The organism is Haloarcula ordinaria (genome assembly GCF_029338275.1).
Taxonomy (GTDB): Archaea; Halobacteriota; Halobacteria; order Halobacteriales; family Haloarculaceae; genus Haloarcula; species Haloarcula ordinaria.
In genome coordinates, this window is the sequence record NZ_CP119789.1 from 33232 (window position 1) to 53691 (window position 20460).

Annotated in this window: 22 protein-coding genes and 1 pseudogene; 14 read left to right on the top strand and 9 right to left on the bottom strand. The window is 61.2% G+C overall.

Translation table 11 applies throughout. The annotated features are described in order from the left end of the window. Nucleotides 1-64 precede the first annotated feature (64 nt). Nucleotides 65-1057, top strand: a complete 993-nt coding sequence (locus tag P1L41_RS00195) for a hypothetical protein (protein ID WP_276296875.1) — start codon at nt 65-67, stop codon at nt 1055-1057. Nucleotides 1058-1075: 18 nt separating this feature from the next. On the opposite strand, the gene P1L41_RS00200 is transcribed toward P1L41_RS00195, so the two are convergent. Further along, nucleotides 1076-1672: a site-specific integrase gene (locus P1L41_RS00200; RefSeq protein WP_276296837.1), complete on the bottom strand. Its 597-nt coding sequence runs from the start codon at nt 1670-1672 to the stop codon at nt 1076-1078. A gap of 578 nt (nt 1673-2250) precedes the next feature. On the opposite strand from P1L41_RS00200, the gene P1L41_RS00205 reads away from it, so the two are divergent. Next, entirely contained in the window at nt 2251-2754 is a 504-nt protein-coding gene (locus tag P1L41_RS00205) for a hypothetical protein (protein WP_276296838.1), read from the top strand. Between the two features lie 347 nt (nt 2755-3101). Here P1L41_RS00205 and P1L41_RS00210 read toward each other — a convergent pair whose 3' ends face one another. Beyond that, on the bottom strand, nt 3102-3398 hold the full coding sequence (locus P1L41_RS00210; RefSeq protein ID WP_276296876.1) for a hypothetical protein: 297 nt from the start codon (nt 3396-3398) through the stop codon (nt 3102-3104). A gap of 744 nt (nt 3399-4142) precedes the next feature. Continuing rightward, nucleotides 4143-5432 carry a hypothetical protein gene (locus P1L41_RS00215; protein WP_276296877.1) on the bottom strand — a complete coding sequence of 430 codons (1290 nt, stop codon included), beginning with the start codon at nt 5430-5432 and terminating at the stop codon, nt 4143-4145. A 521-nt stretch (nt 5433-5953) separates the two neighbouring features. On the opposite strand from P1L41_RS00215, the gene P1L41_RS00220 reads away from it, so the two are divergent. Further along, on the top strand, nt 5954-6178 hold the full coding sequence (locus tag P1L41_RS00220; RefSeq protein WP_276296840.1) for a hypothetical protein: 225 nt from the start codon (nt 5954-5956) through the stop codon (nt 6176-6178). Between the two features lie 294 nt (nt 6179-6472). Here the strand turns inward: P1L41_RS00220 and P1L41_RS00225 are convergent, their stop codons facing one another. Together P1L41_RS00225 and P1L41_RS00230 are read right to left on the bottom strand one after the other, a co-directional pair. Continuing rightward, nucleotides 6473-6868 (bottom strand): hypothetical protein, encoded by a 396-nt coding sequence (locus P1L41_RS00225; protein WP_276296878.1) that lies wholly within the window; start codon nt 6866-6868, stop codon nt 6473-6475. A gap of 226 nt (nt 6869-7094) precedes the next feature. Then, nucleotides 7095-7394, bottom strand: a complete 300-nt coding sequence (locus P1L41_RS00230) for a helix-turn-helix domain-containing protein (RefSeq protein WP_276296879.1) — start codon at nt 7392-7394, stop codon at nt 7095-7097. A 412-nt stretch (nt 7395-7806) separates the two neighbouring features. On the opposite strand from P1L41_RS00230, the gene P1L41_RS00235 reads away from it, so the two are divergent. From P1L41_RS00235 to P1L41_RS00250, 4 genes are all read left to right on the top strand, one after another. Then, entirely contained in the window at nt 7807-8460 is a 654-nt protein-coding gene (locus tag P1L41_RS00235) for a hypothetical protein (protein WP_276296843.1), read from the top strand. A 94-nt stretch (nt 8461-8554) separates the two neighbouring features. Beyond that, nucleotides 8555-9136, top strand: coding sequence for a J domain-containing protein (locus P1L41_RS00240; RefSeq protein WP_276296844.1), 582 nt, complete (start codon nt 8555-8557; stop codon nt 9134-9136). Next, the gene (locus P1L41_RS00245; RefSeq protein ID WP_276296845.1) at nt 9129-9359 is read left to right on the top strand and encodes a DUF7389 domain-containing protein; all 231 of its coding nucleotides are present in this window, start codon (nt 9129-9131) and stop codon (nt 9357-9359) included. Before P1L41_RS00240 ends, P1L41_RS00245 begins: the two co-directional genes overlap by 8 nt. A gap of 190 nt (nt 9360-9549) precedes the next feature. Beyond that, on the top strand, nt 9550-10635 hold the full coding sequence (locus tag P1L41_RS00250) for a tyrosine-type recombinase/integrase (protein WP_276296880.1): 1086 nt from the start codon (nt 9550-9552) through the stop codon (nt 10633-10635). Between the two features lie 414 nt (nt 10636-11049). On the opposite strand, the gene P1L41_RS00255 is transcribed toward P1L41_RS00250, so the two are convergent. Next, nucleotides 11050-11331 (bottom strand): DdfA family disk-determining factor, encoded by a 282-nt coding sequence (locus tag P1L41_RS00255; RefSeq protein ID WP_276296881.1) that lies wholly within the window; start codon nt 11329-11331, stop codon nt 11050-11052. 87 nt (nt 11332-11418) lie between these two features. Next, nucleotides 11419-14739: a PAS domain S-box protein gene (locus tag P1L41_RS00260; protein ID WP_276296882.1), complete on the bottom strand. Its 3321-nt coding sequence runs from the start codon at nt 14737-14739 to the stop codon at nt 11419-11421. 248 nt (nt 14740-14987) lie between these two features. Between P1L41_RS00260 and P1L41_RS00265 the strand changes: the two genes are divergently transcribed. The 5 genes and pseudogenes from P1L41_RS00265 (at nt 14988) to P1L41_RS00285 (ending at nt 18249) form a co-directional block, all read left to right on the top strand. Further along, the gene (locus P1L41_RS00265) at nt 14988-15671 is read left to right on the top strand and encodes a hypothetical protein (protein ID WP_276296883.1); all 684 of its coding nucleotides are present in this window, start codon (nt 14988-14990) and stop codon (nt 15669-15671) included. After that, nucleotides 15643-15762: pseudogene (locus tag P1L41_RS00270) on the top strand (molybdopterin-binding protein); the annotation flags it as partial. The gene P1L41_RS00265 and the pseudogene P1L41_RS00270, both read left to right, overlap by 29 nt. 150 nt (nt 15763-15912) lie before the next feature. Then, a complete protein-coding gene (locus P1L41_RS00275; protein WP_276298480.1) occupies nt 15913-16737 on the top strand; it encodes an aldo/keto reductase in 825 nt (274 codons plus the stop codon). Nucleotides 16738-16790: 53 nt separating this feature from the next. Beyond that, complete coding sequence (hmgA, locus tag P1L41_RS00280) at nt 16791-18008, top strand: hydroxymethylglutaryl-CoA reductase (NADPH) (RefSeq protein WP_276296884.1); 1218 nt, start codon at nt 16791-16793, stop codon at nt 18006-18008. A 112-nt stretch (nt 18009-18120) separates the two neighbouring features. Further along, nucleotides 18121-18249, top strand: a complete 129-nt coding sequence (locus P1L41_RS00285) for a hypothetical protein (RefSeq protein WP_276296885.1) — start codon at nt 18121-18123, stop codon at nt 18247-18249. Nucleotides 18250-18278: 29 nt separating this feature from the next. On the opposite strand, the gene P1L41_RS00290 is transcribed toward P1L41_RS00285, so the two are convergent. Beyond that, a complete protein-coding gene (locus P1L41_RS00290; RefSeq protein ID WP_276296886.1) occupies nt 18279-18632 on the bottom strand; it encodes a hypothetical protein in 354 nt (117 codons plus the stop codon). After that, the gene (locus P1L41_RS00295) at nt 18629-19153 is read right to left on the bottom strand and encodes a DUF5817 domain-containing protein (protein WP_276296887.1); all 525 of its coding nucleotides are present in this window, start codon (nt 19151-19153) and stop codon (nt 18629-18631) included. The genes P1L41_RS00290 and P1L41_RS00295 overlap by 4 nt, the downstream gene beginning before the upstream one ends. Before the next feature lie 75 nt (nt 19154-19228). Between P1L41_RS00295 and P1L41_RS00300 the strand changes: the two genes are divergently transcribed. Both P1L41_RS00300 and P1L41_RS00305 read left to right on the top strand, forming a co-directional pair. After that, nucleotides 19229-19570 (top strand): cupin domain-containing protein, encoded by a 342-nt coding sequence (locus P1L41_RS00300; RefSeq protein ID WP_276296888.1) that lies wholly within the window; start codon nt 19229-19231, stop codon nt 19568-19570. Nucleotides 19571-19639: 69 nt separating this feature from the next. Beyond that, complete coding sequence (locus tag P1L41_RS00305; protein WP_276296889.1) at nt 19640-20449, top strand: hypothetical protein; 810 nt, start codon at nt 19640-19642, stop codon at nt 20447-20449. Nucleotides 20450-20460 lie beyond the last annotated feature (11 nt).

Genomic DNA, 20460 nt, shown 5'->3' on the forward strand with positions numbered 1-20460 from the left:
AAACCTAACCACGTAACGGCCCCCGTACCCAAAATAACTTACAGATCCGTATATTTCAAAGGACATGGACGACGAACTTGAACGTCTTATAGATACTCTCCTCAACGAGGGAATCAGATGCTTCGCCTGCAACACTGAATTCGGCATTCAAGCAGAAGATCTGGAACCGCAGTCCGAACAGATCTACACCACCCGCTATAACTGCTCCGGCGACGATTGCAGCATCGAGTACCACATCGAGGTCGAGGACAGGGACTTCGCACTCTCCTTCAGGGCAAACGAGCGCGGTAGCGACAGACCCGACGATCTCCCCGACATCTCCAAGTACACCCGAAAGGAGCCGCTTCAGCAGAAGTCCCACCCCGCCCGAAAAATCAACGACGCTGCGGTCGAACTCGTCAACTCCATTGCCATCCTCAAACACAACCAACAGCGACTACAGGTGGCTAAAGAGATAGTCGAGGACGAAGGCATCGATCAGGACGGTGACTTCCACCGCCGAATTCGGGCAGACATCCACAACTACTGCGCTGCCGCATACAGCTTCGAGAAAATCCTGGGGAAGAACGTCGAGCCACATCTCCCCTTGGATGGCCCCATTGAGGACGCGAAGAATGAATTTGAGGACGAACACGAGGTCATCAAGGCCCTGCGAACCTACGCTCAACACCACCTCACTTTGCCGTCCTCAATCGCCCACTTCCTTGGCCCAACCACCGAGGGTGGCGATATCACCATCACGGTACCGGTGGACGACTTAGACGACTTCAGTCCCAGAGCCTCTGATGCATCGTTCGAACCCGTTGAGGGAGATCACATCCGCATCGTGGATCGTGTCAACCGCCACTACCAGGCCGCCGAAAACCTCGTCAACACGATGCTCGAAATGGCTGAGGAGGAGTACAATAATCGGCTTGAGGACTACCAAGAAGCCACGAGCATCCGGAGTGGGGCGGATCATAGTTGGAAAATGTATCATGCTGCATTCCGAACGACCCCAGAAAACTGTCCGAAAATAATGAGGTCAACAATTCCACTTTCTGTTTTTCGCCAGTAACTCGGCAAACCGGACGCTCTACAGCCCCAAATCTGCGAACGCGTCGTTGATGACATCCGCGCTCGGTGCGTTCAGATACGGTTCGATCGCCGCGAAGCTGTCCCAGCCGCCGACGGCCATCACGACGCGCGGGTTCATCTGTTGGTCGACCAGGAGACGCTGGGCGAACCGGCGTCGGAGATCGTGCGTACTCACCTTCTCGAAGTCCTGGTCGCCAGTCTCCCGAGCTGCGCGCTCGGCCGTCCGGCGGACCACGGCGCGGACGCCGGGCTGAGACAGATCGATGAACGAGTCTTTCGGGGCGATGTTGTGTTCGTTCTGAAAGCGCTGGAGGTCGCGCTCGACGCTGTCGGGGAGGTAGGCGTCGCGTGGCTTTCCACCATTCCCGCTGGTGTCCTTGCCGGCCTCTATGCGGAGTCGGTACTGGTCGCTCTCGGTTTGCTTGACGTCGACCGGCCGGACCTGGGGCATCTCGAAGGCGCGGAGGCCGACGAATGCGCCCAGCTGGATGAGGAGGTCGTCGCGAGAACTGTTGGCCGCCCGGCGGAGGTCCTCGATTTCGCTGTCGGTGAGCCAGACCTTGTGCTCGTTCCCGTTCGTGGCTTCGATTCGCATTACGATTGCTTCAGTTTCCGTTACTAAAGGACCTGCGGACGGTGTGATAGGGGCCGGGTTTCGGGTGAAAGTCGAGCCGTCTGTTACGGTTTATTTAAAAAGTCGTTACTACTCGTTATCGGCCAAGACTCTCCGAAGCAGTCGTCGGATTAGGCAGAATGGTGGCCGCGAGATTTGTATCAGTTCCGGTCAGTGTTCTAAGGTGCGTGCTGAATACAGAGAATCTATTCATCAGACGCCAAGGACGCCGAAGAGAAAATACAGAACGACATGAAACTGCTCTGTTGAATAGCGCCTTCTGAGTAGGAGCCGAGCAAGCCTTGTCCTGAAACAACACGGCTCACCCACTCGCAGGCAGACTTAGATTCGAACCGTCCAGTGAACTACCGCTATTCAACAGGGCAGTTTTAACTTACTCTGTGGGTGCAGATTCGAACGACCCGAGGCACGCGCAGCGAAACGAGTACGTCTCGGCGTGGTTCAAAACTACTGCCAACTCAGAACTCTCCCGACGATCTATCTGGCAGTGTAGAATATAGTACCAATTTATTTCCTATGCCAACGTGTGAATACTTGATATGCCTCGATTACTCACAACCCGTAGCCTCACTATCATTTTCGTCGCCCTCGGACTCACACTCGCTGCCACGCCTGCACTCGCACAGAGTCAGCCCGCGTGGGGTAACGAGATGTACGAGCAAATGAACCCGATGGTCGAGAAGTACAACGAGAACATCAGAGCGGACGATCTCGGTGTCGCCGCCGGACAGCTCAAAGGCGAGAAAGTGAACCTCGTCATCACGGACACGGACGGCTCGCAGGCGACCACCTCGTTCCGCATGGACGACCAACTGAATATTCGCGATCTGAAGCAAGGTGAGCGCGACGACGCCACGCTGAAGATGAGTACCGACCGCGCGACGATGGAGCAGATCATCTCCGCGGATAATCCAGCCATAGCGTTCCAGAACGCCATCGCCAGCGGTGACATCGAGATGGACGGTCTCGGAGCGACCAGCGCCGTGAAGTGGGCCGCGATCAACCTCGCCAGCGGAATCGCTCGCTGGCTCGGACTGTTCTGATCTGCAACTGCATTCTGATCCACAACTGTATTTGGTATTTGTGCAGGGTCTCGTCTTCCTGAAGAAGAATCTCCAGGAGGACTCCAACCGAAGGCGATGGACCTCTCAAATACCAACACTGTAGGTACCGCCCCCGATCTCGAGGAGACAGTGGAAAGCAGTCCAGACGTGGCCCCTGACGGCTCGATTCTCTCGACGGAGTCTGAGGACGGTGAAGATCGAGAGAGTCATGAAGAAAAAAGTCTCTTGCGAAGGTTCCTCCCATTCTTCTAAATATAACAAGTCGTTACTGCTGAAACTGCTTTTCTATCGTGAAGATTAGAGAATTTGCAGATCAGTGTGCGTGTTCAGTCATCAGTCTGGGTCGCTGAATATTGGCCATATGCGTACGCAAGCCACATCAGCGCCAGCGGGATGAGAATCAATTGCACAAAGTTGAGTGCCCGCGAGTAGTAAACGATGGTCTGGCCGATTGTGCCGAATTGTGGAAGCCACACTGGGAACGCTGCTGATTCCTCCAATACTCCCTTAATCGCGGAGGTCAGCACAAACTCACCGACCAAAGCCGTCATGATCAGTAGTACGACGGCGAATGCAGGGCGGCGGAGGGATCCTTCGGTTCGAACCGATTGAAGCAGGGACATATCGAACGTATCTCTTGGCCGACCATTAGGTATTGGGGCCCGTCCAGATACGGATACGAACAGCGGATGATCTACACCGAGGATTGAAACCGTTGGCAGTGCCAGATTCGAAGGATGGCCCCTCCCGCTGACGTCGTCAGCGTCTTGGTGGCGCTCGAATTCGTTGTCTTGTCCGCAGTAGTGCTGCTTCTGACGCCGCTCGAAGTAGCAGCACCACTGATTCCGCTGTTACTGGTCTTCGTGATTGCACTTCTGCGGTACCGGTCATAAGTCATTCAGTGGGCACTCTATTGAACGGATTTCGACTTGTCCAAGAAGTCGTTACCTCCTTCGCCGCTCTTGCCTCCTACGCTGTTCTCGGTCCGTTTCCATTTTCGCTCGTTCTTTAGACTTCTCCAACTCCAGTCTAAATCGGCTCTGACTCAACTTCTCTGTGAGGAATATGCCAGTAGATACGAATAATAGAACGTACTGCAACGGTAGACCGATCCGAATCAGTGCAATCGGGCCTAATGAGACTACTATTCGCAGAATCAAAATCAAAGAATGATCGTGTTTTTGGAAATATCCGAGGTAGTCGAAGTATTTTTCAGGACGATGATTCCTCCACGAGTCTCTAATCGATTGCTTCCTTTCTTGGCTGATGAAAGGTATTCTATTGATCGCCCATAGAACTGGGTCTCCGTATCTGACTGAGCCTGGATATCCTATTCGCATGATATTCGACATTTTCCAGAAGTCGAGTCAATCAACACTCAATTGGCTCATTAGCTCCTCTTCGCGGACGATTCTACGGGTTCGGTCTCCATCAACGCCAGCCTGCGCAGCGGACTGATACTCGTCAGAACGGCGAACCATTCCATCGGAATAGCAGCGCGCAGTGTCCAAAATTTCTGTTACCTGCTCAAATTCACGATTCTGTAGTTTCCCAGCATTAGTTTCGAAGTCCGCATTGGCTGTCCCGAAAGTTTCCACAGCCTCATCGTACTTCTCTGCATCATACTGGTTCATCGCTTCATTGAACAATTCTCGTGCTTCACCGTACTCACGGAGATCTCCGACCAGTTTGTTCAGTTCGTCCGCAATTGTTTGGTACTGGCTGAGTGTACGTTCGTATTCGTCGACAGTCAGAGATGGGTGAGCGCGCATATCCTCCGGGTCTGAATCAGCCTTGAGCTGGTCCAACTCATCCTCAAGAGTGGTGATTGCACCGGGTGCGTCACCCGGTCCCGTCGCGGTCAGAACCCAGTTTGATTCTACCTTCGAAGGGGCAGTCTGCGCTGCGCCATGGACAGTCGGTAGCCACCAGAGTAGCCAGTACACACCGCGCAATCTCGAGAGACGCTGTTGTTGTTGCGCACTCAGTTCATACGACTCAGCGTCATTGAAATAGTCACGGGCGGAATAGAGGGGCTCACGGACCTGCTGTGGGTCGATGTCAACATCCAACTTTGCTTCGTAAAGCGGTTGTCCAGGCGCGGAATCTTCTACGAAGGCATCCGCTGCGTCAGCCAGTGCATCTGTTGCCCGATCAAGTTCATCCGTAGCCTGTTTTGGTCCCGCTTCTGTAGCCGCTTCTTCTGTCTTCGTTTCAGGATTCGACTCATCAAGGTTTTCACAGCGATTGAGCCCCGGATTCTCTATCGTCTGGACCGTGTCAGGTGCGTAGACAGTAACCTCTTTGATTGTTTCACCGACAGAGAACTCTTCTTGCCCAGTATAGCCCTCCTCATACTGAGAAACATCACCATCGGCTTGGAACACAAACACAGTGTCGAATTGCTCGGCATCGACACGGACTAAATTGCAGCGCGGAAACGTAACTGACAGTTGCTCAGATGTTGAGGTCGGTGTTTCAGCAGATTTTCCTTTTCCTACATCAGTCGAAGTCGGGGAGTCTCTTGTGCTTTGAGTGGTGGTTGGTGACGGCGATCTGTCTGAGTTGACCGTGTCAGTCTGACCACACCCGCTAAACAACGAGGCAGCTGCGACCCCCAAGAAGTGCCGCCGATGCATATGTTCACCAGAGAACACATGCCAATAGGTGTTTTCCTTAGAACGAGATTTTCAGAAAATATGTTTTCTGACCGACTCGATCTCTGTATTCAGCAGGGAGATCCTGATGGCTTTGACATAGGTTTTTCCTCGACGTAATATGGCCTTGGCCCCTACGGACCCGATCTCGACTTATCCAAAAAGTCGTTACTGTTGCTGTTGCTTGTGAATCCTATACACCTCGATGCCGATGTAGACCGGTAGAGACAAGATGCTACTCAACTCGGCACCGACTTCGATTATTTCGAAGAGAGCCATTTGATATCAAGTGCAACCCGTGTAGTCAGGGTTGCACTAATTCACCAGGTAACACGCTGGGGGCTCTCTGTAGGACGAATCCGGTATTCGGTTACATATCGGCTTTACAGTCAGAAAAGCGTTTTCCCGGTGTGTTTTTACGAGCGTGTGGGCCTATTAGATGATTCCCAGATAACTTTCACTTTCACTCCGGACATATGGCTCACCGGTTATACCCCTCCCCCATTCAGCCATGAGTGTCCATGTTGCGAATCGACGACGAGTTCGAAGCGAACCGGCTACAGTGCCCGCGCGGCCACGGCAGCGTCGGCCCGACAAATAATCACTGGTGGTGCCCCTCTTGCGCGCGCCACTGGGACGACGTCGATCCCGAGTTCGACGAAGTGATCGACACGAAGACTGGCGAGAAGGTCAGTCGGGACGAGGTCGTGCTTGACTACTCGGTCAGTGGGGTGAATCCGGCGTGATCAGTGCCGAAAACGGGACATTGCAGAAGAAATATGAGAACATGTCAGCCCATCAACTGTTCCTCTCAACAGTCACTCGCAATCCTGGAGAATCCCTCTTAGGAATTGTCGACGAGGAATTCCAGTACGTACATCAGTATCACCGAGAAAATTACTGCCGTCAGGGCTGTGACTGTTCCTCCGGATGGCAATCCCACATTCTCACCGACATTGAGATTTATAAACGCGTAAGCGACGGACAGAAATACAGCTATTTGCAGGGGGAGCAGGAGGGGCTGCAATCGCTTTCTGAAATCAGCCGTCGACATTATTCGATTCCTTTTGGGGTTCGTCACCCACCTCATTAGAACCTTCGCTCGGTCGCCCGAGTTTGTACAAATGGTACAATAAGAGGGCGCTTCCGACCATTAGCCCCCATACTGCAATTAGTAGCGAGTCGATTCGTGGAATTATCCAATCCGCTCCAGTGCGTTCAGTGAGATCGCTGAGCGTGTTTACGCCGACTGATGCCAGTACAACGATCGAACCCGCGAGAAGAGCAAATCCGAGTCTCGCAGTTCCTACGAACGGTTCATCGCTGTGCTTAAAGATCGTGTTTACTACCAATTGGAGCAGGATTGCGACTGCCGGTATCAGTAGTGCGACCAACTCAACAAGGCGAAGACCGACAGCCACCCCATCAGTCTGCATCGTCTGTGCGACTGGTTCCCGTCTTGAAAAAAGCTGGTATGCCGGAATTCACAGGCACACCAACCCATCTCATCAAAAGTGGGGCAGTATCAGCGTCGAGAAGGGGCCGCCGGCCTACAAGGGTGGGGATGGTTGGGGGTGGCTCGTGGATGGCCGACGGCCTGTTTCGGTCTGCGATGGCGGGTTACTAAAACTGTGCGGACGTCTTCTACGCCAGATTACCGGCCTACTCTGTGGCGTTTTCCAGGTATTGTCCGAAGTCTTCGACTTCACCGTACTTCTCCCTGTTTTCAACCGCCAGAAGCCCCAGTTCAGTGATTTCATAGAGCCCCGAATTCTTCGCTGGACCAACTTTTTCGACAAGTCCGTAGTCAGCGAGCTGTGGCAGCCTGACGTTCACATGGCTTCGGCTTTTGTCGATCTCTTCAGAGATATTTACAGCTACATTCCGACCGTCAGCAAGACAATCGAGTATCAGAAAATCGGTGGGGCGCTGAAGCTTCACGTCTATATCCTTATTCGTCACCCAGAATCCCTCCGTCCTTCATATTTCTTACAAGAGATGGTGGTTAGTGATGGTTGCATACAATGGCTGTTACCAGCGGTAACTATTAGTGGTTGGGGTCAAGACGTGGTGAGTGAGGCTGACGCGACGCTCCATTGGGGGTCGTACTCTCGTGAAAACGGGTGCGACGCCGTGGTACCAACACGGGCGTCGCGTCGGTCAACGCACGACCGTATGACGACACACGCACTCCGGGGACAAAAACGCCCCGAACGGTTCACGCAGTACGCATCGATTACTGACCGGGTAACTACAGGTTGCTGTCCGGTTTGCGACCAGCCCATCGAGGGCTTCGACGCTGACGGACGGACGACCATCACTTCGTGCGGCCACAGTGCCGCCGAGACGACACTGAAAACCATTCTTCAGAGCCATGAGTAACACCGACACCGAACCGAGCAACGACCAGCTGGCCACCGACGGTGGCATCGACCAGGACGTCGAGGAGATAGGCGTCGAAGCAGGCGCGGGCGAGTCCTGGGCGCAAGCCGCCGGCCGACTTCGCGACCGCGACGACGACCGCTGGCACTACTGCATCTGTGGGGCTCGCTACCGGTCTCGCGGGGCGGCCCTTCGGTGCTGTGGTGACCGCTTCGACGACCTCGACGACGGTGGGGCCGGGCAGGCTGTTTCAGACGGCGGCCAGGACGTCGTCTACTACGCGGTGGGGAACTACGACGTCTACCACGAGCGCCGCGACTGTCACTACCTCCGACGTGCGGACTCTGTTCGTGAGTTGGTCGTGTCGACGATGAACGGCACGCGTGAGCCCTGCGGTGGCTGTGTTGATACCGTCGACGGTCCTGACGGAGACGGTCGGCTCGTCGCGGACGGCGGGCAGTGTCCGAGCGGTACAGACCTACCCGACGAGTGTCCGAACTGCGGTTCGAGGAAGATACAGGGTCATCCGTCACGAGCGCCCCGGTCGCTGGGGCAAATGTGGTGCCCGGATTGTGAGCGTGAAATCTGGAAAGAAGCCAGCGGTTGGTGGATGTGCGGGTTTGACGGCGAGGTGGTCAGTGTATGAGCGAAACGGACAGCTCGCTCCCGACGCCGTGTCCACAGTGCGGGTCGACACTCGATACGCGAGACGACGCTATCGTCCACATGGTGATGCACGCATGACGGTCGACTGGCCCGCCGGGTTCGAGCGTACCGACGCGGCGCACCGCTCCCCGAATCGGAACTTCGAGGTGACGCTGCACGACGCCGTCGAAGATCTCGACGCGGAGATGGACCGCCTGGGTGTCGACGACTGGCGGCTCTCGACGGCGATGGACCACCAGAGCCAGAATCCGAACTACCCGTACGCGAGCCAGCCAGAGCCCGAGGACCCGAGCGTTGTCCTCCACTGGTCGATGGACGGCGAACAGTTCGCCATCGCCTGTGATGCATACAGCCGCGTCCGTGACAACCTCCGCACCATCGGCCTGTACGTCCGCGAGAAGCGCAAGATGGAGAATCGGCCGGTCACCACTGGCGAGAGCGAGTTCGCGAACGCTCGTCTGCCGAGCGGTGACGAGGATGCGGTCGTCGCTTCACCGCCACCGCATGAGGTGCTCGACGTCTCACCCGACGCACCTGATGGCGTCGTCGAGGCTGCCTACCGTGAGAAGACGAAGACGATGCATCCGGATCACGGCGGTAGCACCGAAGATTTTCAGCGACTGAAACGAGCAAAGGAGGCGATGTTGGATGTCTGAAGAGGACGACGCGTTCGAATTCGAGGCGAAGATCCAGCGGGGAAACGGTACTGACGACCGCGATACGTTCAAGGCGAAGGTCAGTGCGAACACGATCGACGAGCTGGACGAGCGCGTTCAGGAGATCCGCTCGAAGATCGAGGACTGGGCGGTCGAGTTTCGTCACATCCAGCCCGACGACGAGCAGCAGCTGCCGGAGGACCAGGCGACGCTCGTAAACTGATAAGCGAATTGCGTCAGCAGTGCGGTCAGGCCCACTGGTGGAGATCCGGTTCGATTCCGGATGGGTCACTCGACAGCGAGCGGGCCCAGGGTACCAATCTGCCCCGCTCGCTGTCACTGGAGAGACCCATGCAGGACCACACAGAGTACGGATTTGGTAGTTTCGGCCACGGTGGAGGTGTTGCTGTCGCGTGAGCGACGATGAACGCGATGCCGACGAGTTGCTGGACGAGCTCCGGGAGATCGTCGACGAAGAGCCAGACCTCGAATCGGTCGAGCCTCGCGAAGCGTTCGATATCTGGATGAAGCAGCAGGACATGGCCGAGTCGACGGCCCAGTCCTACCGCTACCGGATCAAGCCGTTTCTGGATTTCCTCGATGAGCGCGGCATCGACGATTTAAGCGAGGTGTCGACTCGGCACATCAAGGAGTTCGAGGCGCTTCGGTGGTCTTCGGACCTCCAGACGAACACCTTGAACAACCAGTTCGGGACGCTTCGGCAGTGGCTGCAGTACTGTCGCGACCTGAAAGCGGTCTCCGAGGACGTCGTCGCGGCGATCGAGGTGCCGGACCTTTCGAAAGAGGAGCGTGTGAACACGGCGAAGCTGGTCACCGAGCGTGCCCAGCAGATCCTCGAGGACCTGGACCGCTACCGGTACGCGTCTCGAGAGCACGTTCTGTTCCTCTTGCTGTGGCGGACCACGGCTCGGCTCGGTACGATTCGATCGCTGGACCTTGATGACCTTTACCTCGATGATGGCGACCGCGATCGCCTCCGGGCCGATCTCAAAAGCCAGGGGTACGCGCCACACGTCGTCGAGAGCATCCTCGATGAGGCATCTCTCCCGTTTCTCTATCCCCAGCATCAGCCGGATTCGGAGACGCCGTTGAAGAACAAGCAAGGAGGTAGTCGCGTCATCAACATCGCCGACTGGGTCGCGGAAGTTCTCCAGGACTATATCCGTGTCAATCGTGCCGACGTGACTGATGAATTTGGCCGTCGGCCGCTGCTGACCTCGAAGAAGGGCGGCGGCCGGTTGTCGAAGTCGGCGATGCGGAATTGGATTTATATCCTCACCCAGCCGTGCGAATTCGGCGGTCCGTGTCCGCACGACCGAGATCCGGAGGAGTGCGAGGCTCGCGAGCACGGTCACGGGTCGAAGTGCCCTGCTCGCGGAGTCCGCATAAGATTCGGACTGGTTCGATCACTCACCACCGTGATCGAGGCTGGCCGATTCCGGATCTCTCGGAGAAGGCGAACACCAGCGAGGAGCTGATAGAGGGCGTTTACGACCAGCCAGAACAGTTGGTTCGCGGCGCGTCGCGGCGCGAACATCTCGACAAACTCGACGATTCTGACCACGATTCATGAGTGACAATACAGACATGAATCCGGGCAGGATTGCATGCGAATCGCCGGACGGCACCGTAGTGTCCTCGGCGGTCCCACTACCACTTTTTACGAGGGAGGGTTTCCTCGTAAAAACTTGGGAAAAAGCCGGAAGCGCGGCAGGCCGCGCTTCCGGTGAAACGCCTCGCTTCGCTCGGCGTATGCGTGCGTCGAGGACTATCCGTGGCTGGGGCGTGGTTTGTATCCGTCAGCAATTCGTCTTGAATACGTCGTGGAAAAGGAGAGAACCGGCGAGGGTCGCAACTGCTCGGGCGACCCGGGGAGCGCGATCGGCTACAGGTCAGTCGTAGATCTCGATCCGGCCGTTCGAATGCACGACGACTGGGTACCCGTTGTAGTGGAAGAACACCCCACCGTCGACACGCGTCGAGGTCTTGGTCGGCGAGAACAGGTGTTCGAGTGCTTCCGGGTCGATGTAGTCGTAAAGCGGGGGCAGGTCTGTCCACTCGGTGCCGGTGAATTCGGCCATCGCCTCGATGAGAACCTGGACGAGTCCGTCGACGGTGGTCCAGTCGTGGTCGTTGGAGTACGAGGCGTCGCCGGATGCTGCGATAGATTCCATAGTAGAGAGATGACAGAGACCGGCAAGAGCGCTCGTACTACTCACTACAACACGTCTGTGCAGTCCTCTAGTCATCTAGAGTAGTGCCTAGCCCAGGATGGCCTCGACGAGTTTCCGCTCGCCGGCTCTGAGGTGGTACTGGAACGTCGAGGACGCGATGTCGTGGGCCGTAGCCAGTTCCTCGCTGGTACTCTGACGGGGCCACTCGTAGAAGCCACCGAACAGTGCCGTCTCCAAGACCGAGAGCTGTTTCTCCGTCAACTCCTCGACGAGACTCGCACGGAGTGACTCGGGCGTCTCGAGGGCGTCCGAATGGGCTCGTCGAGCCACCAGTTCCAGGTCCTGGTACACGCCGCCCAGCGATTCGACGAGCGCCCGGACGGACGTGTCACTGGGGACGTCCAGCGTGAGCACCGTCCCGTCGTCGTCGAGTGAGAGGTCGGTGAGCCGGCAGTCGTGGGTCGCCAGTATCCCGAACAGCGTGGATTGCTCGATCGTGAGCTGGTACAGGCCGGTCCCGTTGCGGGACGAGAGCGGTGCGATCGACCGGACGAACGCCAGTTCGTCGACGGCGCGTTCGAACTCGTCGTGGGTCTCCCCGGTGACTCTCACGAAGACGCGAACGGTGTCGGACTCCTCGAGGACGGCACCGGAGATCTCGATGGGGGACCCAGCCACCTTCGCGAGTTGATTCGAGAAGAGTCGCTCGTCGCGGATCACGACCTCGACCTGGGCGAGTGAGCCAGTCTCGGGAGGCGTCCCCCCAGCGAGGTTCTGGACGGCGTAGCCGATGATGTCACCCAGTTCGTCGAGGATCCCGTCCCTGGGCTCGAACGGGTCGGTCTCCGTCCCGTAGATGACGAGGACGGTTGCGTGCTCCCCAGTGTGGGCGATCGGCACCACGGCGACCGATCGGTAGCCGGTGTTGAGTGCGTGCCCGCGCAGGGGCTCCCACGCGTCGTTCTCGAGGATGTTCCGGGCAGTCTGGACCGTCTGGGTCCTGGCAACCTCGGCCACCATGTCGCGAATCGGCGACTCCCCGTCGTTCGTCCGGAGGTACTCGACGTACTCGGCGTCCAGGCCGTCCCAGTGCTCGATCTCGAAGCCGCCGGTCGCCGTGTCGTACCGGCCGACCCAGGCCGCCGTGTACTGCGGTGTCGAGGCGAACGTCTCACAGACGCCGCGCCAGATATCCGCTCCGGACTTCGACTGGACGACCGTCCGGACGGTGTCACGGATGATGCCGTTCAGTCGGTCGAGCTGTTCCAGCCGGTCGTTTTGCTGTCGCATCCGGTCGATCCGGTCCCGGCGTTCCTGTTCGTGTTCCACCCCGTCCAGCGCCGCGTGGACGCTCTCTCGAAGCAAGTTCGCCGTCTCGCGCTGGGTGGGCGAGAGCGTCGTCGCACTGGTCGTCCCGGTCACGAGTACACCGTGGGTGTGGACGGGGACCACGAACACCGAGGCGAAGGGGAGCGGCGGGACGGTTCCGTCGGCGGCCTCGACCGACTCGAAGAAGGTGGGGGTCCCACCGGTGAACGTCTCCCAGACCAGTCCTGAGTCGCAGGACTCGAGGTCCGGGGACGCTCCCGATCGGTGTGACTGTGCCACCGGGCTCAGTTGTGTGTCGCCGTCGAATTCGTAGACGACTGTGCCGTCGAACTCGAGCAGTTCGGTCGTGGTCTCCGCGGCGATCGCACAGATGGCGGCGACGTCCTCGGCACGGGACAGTTCCTGGGAGCACTCGTGTAACCGCGAGAGCACCTGTTCGTACTGGTGACGGTCGGTGACGTCCTGCTGGAATCCGACGAAGTTCGCGACGGTTCCGTCCTCGTCTTCCACCGGGGCGATGGTGAGGCCGTTCCAGAACTCCGTGCCGTCCTGCCGGTAGTTCAGAATGTCACAGGAGAGCGATTCGCCGGCATCTATCGCGGTGCGCAGGTCATCGACCGTCCCGTCATCGGTGGCAGGTCCCTGCAGGAAGCGACAGTTCTGCCCGTGGATGTCGTCCGAACGATAGCCCGTCAACTGCCGGAAGCTATCGTTCGCGTAGACCAGCGGGTTGTCCGGCGCCGTGGCGTCGGAGATGGTGATGCCGATCGGGGCGGCCGTCAGGACCCGCTCTTTCAGTTCGAGTTCCTCCGCTCTCGCCTTCCGCTCGGAGACGTCACGGACCAGCCCCTGGACCGCCGTCACAGCGCCGTCGGGACCAGCGACTGGACTGGCGTTGATCTCGACGGGAACGTCCGCACCGTCGGAATCGGCCAACGTCGTCTCGAATCCCCGGACGATCTCACCCTCGGTGACACGCTCGAAGTGCTCGAACACCGACTCCGTGGGACCCGGGGCAAGGAGCGACGCGAAGTGGTCGCCGACGAGGTCGTCAGGGTCGTACCCCAGGAGCGCCTCGACGACGGGCGAGACGTACTCGATAGTCCCGTCGACCGTCATACGGAATACCGCGTCCGGACTCAGTTCGGCGATCTCCCGGAACCGCGCCTCGCTGTCACGGAGTCGCTGTTCGGCCCGCTGGCGTTCGATCGCCGTCGCCAGGACGTTCACGGCGTTTTTGACGAAGGTAACCTCATCCGAGGAGAACTCCCGGGAGGTTCTGGAGTGGGTCCCGAAGACGCCCCACGGGTCGTCGGTCGGCCCGACGACGGAGATGCCGCTTCGAACGTCGTGGTCGGACAGGAGCGTCGGGAGCGAGAACCGCGTCTCCGCGGCGGTGTCCTCGACGACGACGGGGTCCGAGACCGAGAGCGTGTACCCTGCCTGTGACTCCGCCGTCGCCTCGACGGTCGCCGAACCGACGGTCCCGTCGTCCCAGCCGACGCCGGCGACCACGTCGAACACGTCACGGTCGGGTGCGAGTTTCAGGACCGTCGAGTAGTCCATCTCGAGCAGGTCCGTGATTTCGGAGACCAGCCGGTCGGCGAGGCGGTCGGGGTCTGCCCCCTCGAGCGCGTCCTGACTGAGTTCCGCGAGCATCTCGAACTGCTGTTCACGCCGGTCCTGGGCCCGTTCCTCCCGACGCGCCCTGACTGCCTTCTCGACCCGGTCCATCAGAACCGCGTACTGGTCACTCCCTGCCTCTTTCCGGACGTAGTCGGTGACGCCCGCAGAGATCGCCTGACTGGCGGTCCGCTCGGTCCCCCGTCCGGTAAACAGGATAAACGGAAGGTCGACGTCGTCCGCTCGCACCCGCTCGAAGAAGTCCAGTCCGTCGACGTCAGGCATCTCGTAATCGCTGACGATGCAGTCGACTGCCTCGGATTCCAGCAGGTCGACCGCTGTCGCCACGTCCGGCGCGGACAGGACGTCGACCCCCTCGAAATCGACCTCGACCACGTCGGCCAGCAGATCACGGACCGCAGAATCGTCGTCGACGTGGAGAATAGTAATAGGCACAATTCTATATAATTAATACTTCAGAGGATAAAAATATACCCCCCAGTGATATGTTGCCAGCGGGCCCGTCCCGGCCGAACTCGTGGTTCTTGGGTCGACGACTGTCGCGACTCCAATGGTGCTCACGCGAATGTGACACGGTGACGCTCTCACCGTGACTGGTGGACCGCACAGAGGCCTGCCAGTGGCGCAGACTCGGTCAGTCCCACCATCCAGACATATTTACCCCGCCCTGTCCTTGCATCGACATGGTCGATTTCCAGTCTCGCGACACGCGCCGGGGGCTCGGCGGTGGCGACGACGATGACGAAGACGACGAGGAAACCGTGGCCGAGGAATCGGTAGCCGAGAGCGAGGACGAGACACCCACCGAAGACGAATCGGCCGAACCAGTCGACGGTGACTCGGCGGACGACGACGAGGCCGCGACGGAACCGCCAGAGACGACTGCCGACGAATCACAGGGAGACGCGACGGCCGCCGAACAGGCCGCCGACCCGCTCGCGTCGGAGTCCGAGAGCGAGGCCGAGTCGGGCGAGCGAACAGACGAGCAGGATGCACAGTCGAATACGACACAGCAAACAGAGGCTGGGCCGGTTGGGAGCAAGGCGGCCGCACCGAAACAGGACGCGCCGGCGGCGCAGTCTCCGAGCGTCGCTGCGGCGGTCGTCACCATCGGTATCGAAGGTGATGGCGACGACCCTACGAGCGAGCAGATGGTCGCAGCGCTCCAGCGGGCCGGCCACACGGTCGTCACCCGCGAGCGCCTGCGGGGCAACTTCGACGGCGTCCAGCAGTCCGTCGACGCCCTGGTCGGCCGTGAAGACGTCGACGTCGTCGTCACGGCGGGGGGGCACCGGCATCAGGGGCAACGAGATTGCCATCGAGGCGGTCCATCCCCTGCTGGAGAAGGCGTTGCCGGGCTTCGGTGAGGCGTTCCGCACGCTCCTGTTCGACCACATCGGGACCGGCATCGTCGCGGTCCGAACGACCGCCGGCGTCGCGAAGTCGACGCCGGTGTTCTGTCTGCCCGGCGACCCTGAGGCCGCCGCGCTGGGCGTTGAAGAGATCGTCGCGCCAGAGGCCGGCGAACTGGTCGCCCATCTAGAGAACAAGAGTAGCCCGTTCTGGCCGCACCACTGCCGTTTTGTCCGTCGCGTCCATCCTGTGCCCATGGAGACCATTCACGCCCAGGGGGCCGAGATCCCCGCGCTCGGCCTGGGGACCTGGCAGCTGACCGGGCAGGCGTGTCGCGAGACCGTCTCGACCGCCCTCGAGCTAGGGTACCGACACGTCGACACCGCACAGGCGTACGGCAACGAGCGACAGGTCGGCGCGGGTATCGAGGACGCCGACGTAGACCGCGACGACATCTTCCTGGTGACGAAACTCGACGTCCGGAACCGCACCGCGGAGCGCGTCCGCCGGTCGGCCCGCGAGAGCCTCGAGAAACTGGGGACTGACTACCTCGACCTGCTGCTCATCCACCAGCCGAACATCCCGTTCCTGGCCTCGCTGGACGAGACGCTGGACGCGATGAACGACCTCGTCGACGAGGGGGTCGTCCGACACATCGGCGTCAGCAACTTTCCGACGGGGATGCTCGGGCGGGCCCGCGAGACGTCGGTGGCGCCCATCCTCACCGACCAGGTGCAGTACCACCCTTACTGGGACCAGCGAAAACTCCTGACTTACTGTCAGATCCACGACGTGCTGCTGACGGCCTACAGTCCGCTGGCCCGCGGCGGCGTCCTCGACGACCCGGTGCTCGTCACGGTGGGGAACCGCTACGGCAAGTCCCCGGCACAGGTCGCCCTGCGGTGGCTGGTCCAGCAGGAGGGCGTGGTCACCGTTCCGAAGGCGTCGAGTCGCGCGCACCTCGAAGAGAACCTCGCGGTCTTCGATTTCGAGCTGACCGACGAGGAGATGGCGCGAATCCGGAACCCGGACCGTGTGAAGACCGGGCTGCATTTCCTGCGCTCGCAGCTGCCGTTCTGAGCCGAGGCAGTCGAGAGAGCAACTGTTAGGGGCCTCCCCCGCTACCGGCCTGTATGACCGATTCCGACGCCGTCGCGCTCGCCGAGCGGGTCCGCGAGGGCGACCTGCGACTGTACGAACTGGAGGACCACGCCGACGCCGAGACGGCTGCGGCCGCCCGCCGACACCTGCTTGCCGAGGAGACCGGCGCGGACCTCTCGACGGTCGGCGAGTACGCCTTCGACGCCGCCGACGCCGAACCGAACATCGAGAACATGGTCGGCGCCGCCCAGATTCCGATGGGCGTCGTCGGCCCCCTGCCCGTCGACGGCGGTGCGGCGTCGGGCGACCACCACCTCCCGCTGGCGACCACCGAGGGGGCGCTGGTCGCCTCGGTCAACCGCGGCGTCTCGACCATCCGGAACGCCGGCGGCGCGACCGCTCGCGTCCTCAAATCGGGGATGACCCGCGCCCCGGTCTTCAGAGTCGAGGACGTCGCCGCGGCGGGCGAGGTGTCGGCGTGGGTCCGCGAACACGTCGACGACCTGGCCGAGGCCGCCGAGTCGACGACGAACCACGGCGAACTCCAGGACGTGACGCCCTACGTCGTCGGCGACAACGTCTTCCTCCGGTTCTCCTACGACACGAAGGACGCGATGGGGATGAACATGGCCACCATCGCCACCGAGGCGGCCTGTGACGTCGTCGAGGCGGAGACTCCGGCCTCACTGGTCGCGCTCTCGGGCAACCTCTGTTCGGACAAGAAACCCGCCGCCATCAACGCCGTCGAGGGTCGCGGTCGGACCGTCGCTGCGGACGTCCTCATCCCTCACGAGCAGGTCGAGGAGCGCCTCGATACGACGACCGCAGCCATCGCCGAGGCCAACACCAGAAAGAACCTGGTGGGGTCCGCGAAGGCCGGCGCGCTCGGCTTCAACGCCCACGCCGCAAACGTCGTCGCCGCCGCGTTCCTCGCGCTCGGCCAGGACGCCGCCCAGGTCGTCGAGGGGAGCAACACCATCACCACTGTCGACGCCCGCGAGGAGGGACTGTACGCTTCTGTCACACTCGCCTCGCTCGAAGTGGGGACGGTCGGCGGCGGCACTGGACTGCCCACCCAGTCCGAGGCGCTGGACGTGCTGGGGTACGCCGGCGGCGGCGACCCGCCAGGGAGTAACGCCGACGCCGTCGCGGAGGTCATCGCCGCCGGTGTGCTGGCCGGGGAACTCTCCCTGCTCGCGGCGTTGTCCTCCCGCCATCTCTCGTCGGCGCACGCGGAACTGGGCCGCTAGGGACCGCGGAATCACTTTCAGTTCCGGCCCGGGGCTGGCTCCGATTTATCGGTCCCCGCCCGGTACGTTGTCGTGCGTCCGACGGGCCGACCCCGCGGGCGCACCACCCACCATGTCCCTGCCGCTCCCCGATGCCGAGACGGCCGTATCGCGCGTCCATCGGTTCCTCCACCTCCTGAAGTTGCTGGTGACGACCCTCGCGGCGCTGGTCGGCCTCGCGACGACGCTCGGCGTGGTCTGACCGGCCCCGCGCCGGGGTCTCGCCGAGCGTCAGCGCGACTGACTCATGAGGAACCCGACGCCGGCGACGAGCACGACGACGCCGGCGAGCAGGACGCCGCTGCTGCCGACCAGCGGTCCAACCACCAGCAGCGCCCACGCCACCGCGAAGACGGCGTGGGCCAGCGCGAACAGCCGGTGACCCCGGCGGGCGAAGACGACGGCTCCGAGCGTGAAGCCGACGGTGAGCACCGCCGCCGAGAGGACGACCGTACTCACCGCCACGCTGCCGACGGGGATGGGGTTCGGCCGGACGACGGGCGTGAGCAGGTACAGGAGCCCGGCGAGTCCGACGAGCACGCCGACGGCGGCGGGCCCGAGTTCGACGTCGAGCGAGCGGGTCATACCAGGCGGTAGGTCCCCCGCGATTCGGAGACCTCACCGGCCCGGACGAGTTTCGTCAGCGCCTTGCGGGTAAAGGACGCCGGCACGTCCCGCTCGCTGGCGTACGCGACCACGTCGTCTTCGGTCGGCTCGTCGAGTTCTCGCAGTGCCGTGCGGACGGTCTCCTTGCGACTGGAGCCGCTTCGGGACCCCTGTTCGGCGCGTTCGCCGGCTTCCGCGACGGCTCCGCTGTCGATGCCGGACCCCTCGAGGTACGTCTCGTCGTCGATACCCGAGTCCTCGACCTGGCGGTCCAGCTCGGCGTAGGAGTCGAGTTCAGCGAACGCGTCGCCCTGGCCCTGGCGGTTGGCCAGCATCGAGGCACGGACCTCTCGGGCGTGGGCCTCGTCGTCGGTCTCGACGAACTTCCGGCGCTTCTCGTGCTGCTTGCGCGTCCCGCACCGGGGACACTGTGTCGTCTCCGGCCGCCCCTCCGTGACCCAGAGGGCGCTGCACTCGCTACAGCCGACCACCGCGTACATGGCCGTGGCTCGGGGCGCAAGCGTAGTGAATCCACCGACCCAACGCTTAGGTGCGCCGGCGGTGTCGGAGCGGGCATGGAAGAGGTCCCGCAGGCGGCAAACGAGACAGTCGAAGTCGTCGACGGCGTCCACCTGACGCAGCTAGCCGTCGGCGAGCGGATGAGCGTCCAGCACTTCCACATCGAATCGGGTGCCGTCGTCCCGGAACACAGCCACGAGCACGAACAGGTCGGCTTCGTCGCTCGCGGCACCTTCACCTTCCTCGTCGACGGCGAGGAGTACGTCATCGGCCCGGGAGACTCCTACGTCGTCCCGGGCGGGGAACCACACAGCGCGGAGAACCGGACCGACGAGCCGGTGACCGGCATCGACGTGTTCAGCCCGCCGCGGGCGGCCCCCGACTGGCGCTCGGAGTAGTCCGTCGCTCGGCGGCGACACGCCGGTATCCGCGAAAATGGTTTGACGCTGGCAGCCTCAATACGGACGATGCGCCGGGCCACACTACTCGCCGCGCTACTGGTGTGCCTGGCCGGCTGTGGCGGTGTCGTCTCGTCGGACGAACCCGAGCCGGTCACCCCCGCACCAGTGCCGACCGAGGTGTTCCAGTATCCGCCGGGCGTCAGCAGCGACCGCGTCGCCCCGTCGACACTGACCGAGACACACGTCCGGGCGCTCCGGACGACGAACTACACGCTGACGACGCGACAGACGGTCCGGACGCTCGACGGAGAGCCTATCCTGCGCAGTAACCAGACCCGGACGGTGTCACGGAACGCCGACACGTACCGCGGCCGGTACGACCTGGAGACGAACCTGTTTGTCGGACAGCAGGCCTCGAATATCGAGTTCTGGAGCAACCGGTCGGTCGTCTTCGCGCGGTACTCGACCGACAGTCCGTACAGGGACCCGGAGGTCCGGCGATGGGCCGCCCGGAACGAGACACCGGTCACGGATCTGACGGACCGGAACCACATCGAGGGGTACCTCGCTGGGACCGACGTCAGCCCGATTCGCCGACCGCCCGGCGGTGGTGTCGTCCTCGCCGGCAACGGGATTCGCGACCAGGACCGGCTCATCGTCCCGCTCATCGTCACCGACCCGCGGAACCTGAGCCTCCGGATGCGCGTCCGGCACGACGGTATCGTGCTGGCGGCCCGTGTCACCTACGACGCGACCTACAGCGACGAACGGGTGCGCGTCGAGCGGGCGATGCGAGTGACGGACATCGGGGCGTCGAGCGTCGACCGACCGGCGTGGATACGGAACAGCTCGGAGCGATACACGGGATACGGGTGAGCCGGTTCGAG

Bases quoted from the DNA above. Each gene is read 5' to 3' on its own strand.
- P1L41_RS00305 (WP_276296889.1), top strand. From the start codon at position 19,640: ATGCGCCGGGCCACACTACTCGCCGCGCTACTGGTGTGCCTGGCCGGC.
- P1L41_RS00240 (WP_276296844.1), top strand. From the start codon at position 8,555: ATGACGGTCGACTGGCCCGCCGGGTTCGAGCGTACCGACGCGGCGCAC.
- P1L41_RS00300 (WP_276296888.1), top strand. From the start codon at position 19,229: ATGGAAGAGGTCCCGCAGGCGGCAAACGAGACAGTCGAAGTCGTCGAC.
- P1L41_RS00235 (WP_276296843.1), top strand. From the start codon at position 7,807: ATGAGTAACACCGACACCGAACCGAGCAACGACCAGCTGGCCACCGAC.
- P1L41_RS00200 (WP_276296837.1), bottom strand. From the start codon at position 1,672: ATGCGAATCGAAGCCACGAACGGGAACGAGCACAAGGTCTGGCTCACC.
- P1L41_RS00225 (WP_276296878.1), bottom strand. From the start codon at position 6,868: ATGCAGACTGATGGGGTGGCTGTCGGTCTTCGCCTTGTTGAGTTGGTC.
- P1L41_RS00275 (WP_276298480.1), top strand. From the start codon at position 15,913: ATGGAGACCATTCACGCCCAGGGGGCCGAGATCCCCGCGCTCGGCCTG.
- hmgA (WP_276296884.1), top strand. From the start codon at position 16,791: ATGACCGATTCCGACGCCGTCGCGCTCGCCGAGCGGGTCCGCGAGGGC.
- P1L41_RS00220 (WP_276296840.1), top strand. From the start codon at position 5,954: ATGTTGCGAATCGACGACGAGTTCGAAGCGAACCGGCTACAGTGCCCG.
- P1L41_RS00210 (WP_276296876.1), bottom strand. From the start codon at position 3,398: ATGTCCCTGCTTCAATCGGTTCGAACCGAAGGATCCCTCCGCCGCCCT.
- P1L41_RS00295 (WP_276296887.1), bottom strand. From the start codon at position 19,153: ATGTACGCGGTGGTCGGCTGTAGCGAGTGCAGCGCCCTCTGGGTCACG.
- P1L41_RS00265 (WP_276296883.1), top strand. From the start codon at position 14,988: ATGGTCGATTTCCAGTCTCGCGACACGCGCCGGGGGCTCGGCGGTGGC.
- P1L41_RS00255 (WP_276296881.1), bottom strand. From the start codon at position 11,331: ATGGAATCTATCGCAGCATCCGGCGACGCCTCGTACTCCAACGACCAC.
- P1L41_RS00245 (WP_276296845.1), top strand. From the start codon at position 9,129: ATGTCTGAAGAGGACGACGCGTTCGAATTCGAGGCGAAGATCCAGCGG.
- P1L41_RS00285 (WP_276296885.1), top strand. From the start codon at position 18,121: ATGTCCCTGCCGCTCCCCGATGCCGAGACGGCCGTATCGCGCGTCCAT.
- P1L41_RS00290 (WP_276296886.1), bottom strand. From the start codon at position 18,632: ATGACCCGCTCGCTCGACGTCGAACTCGGGCCCGCCGCCGTCGGCGTG.
- P1L41_RS00195 (WP_276296875.1), top strand. From the start codon at position 65: ATGGACGACGAACTTGAACGTCTTATAGATACTCTCCTCAACGAGGGA.
- P1L41_RS00205 (WP_276296838.1), top strand. From the start codon at position 2,251: ATGCCTCGATTACTCACAACCCGTAGCCTCACTATCATTTTCGTCGCC.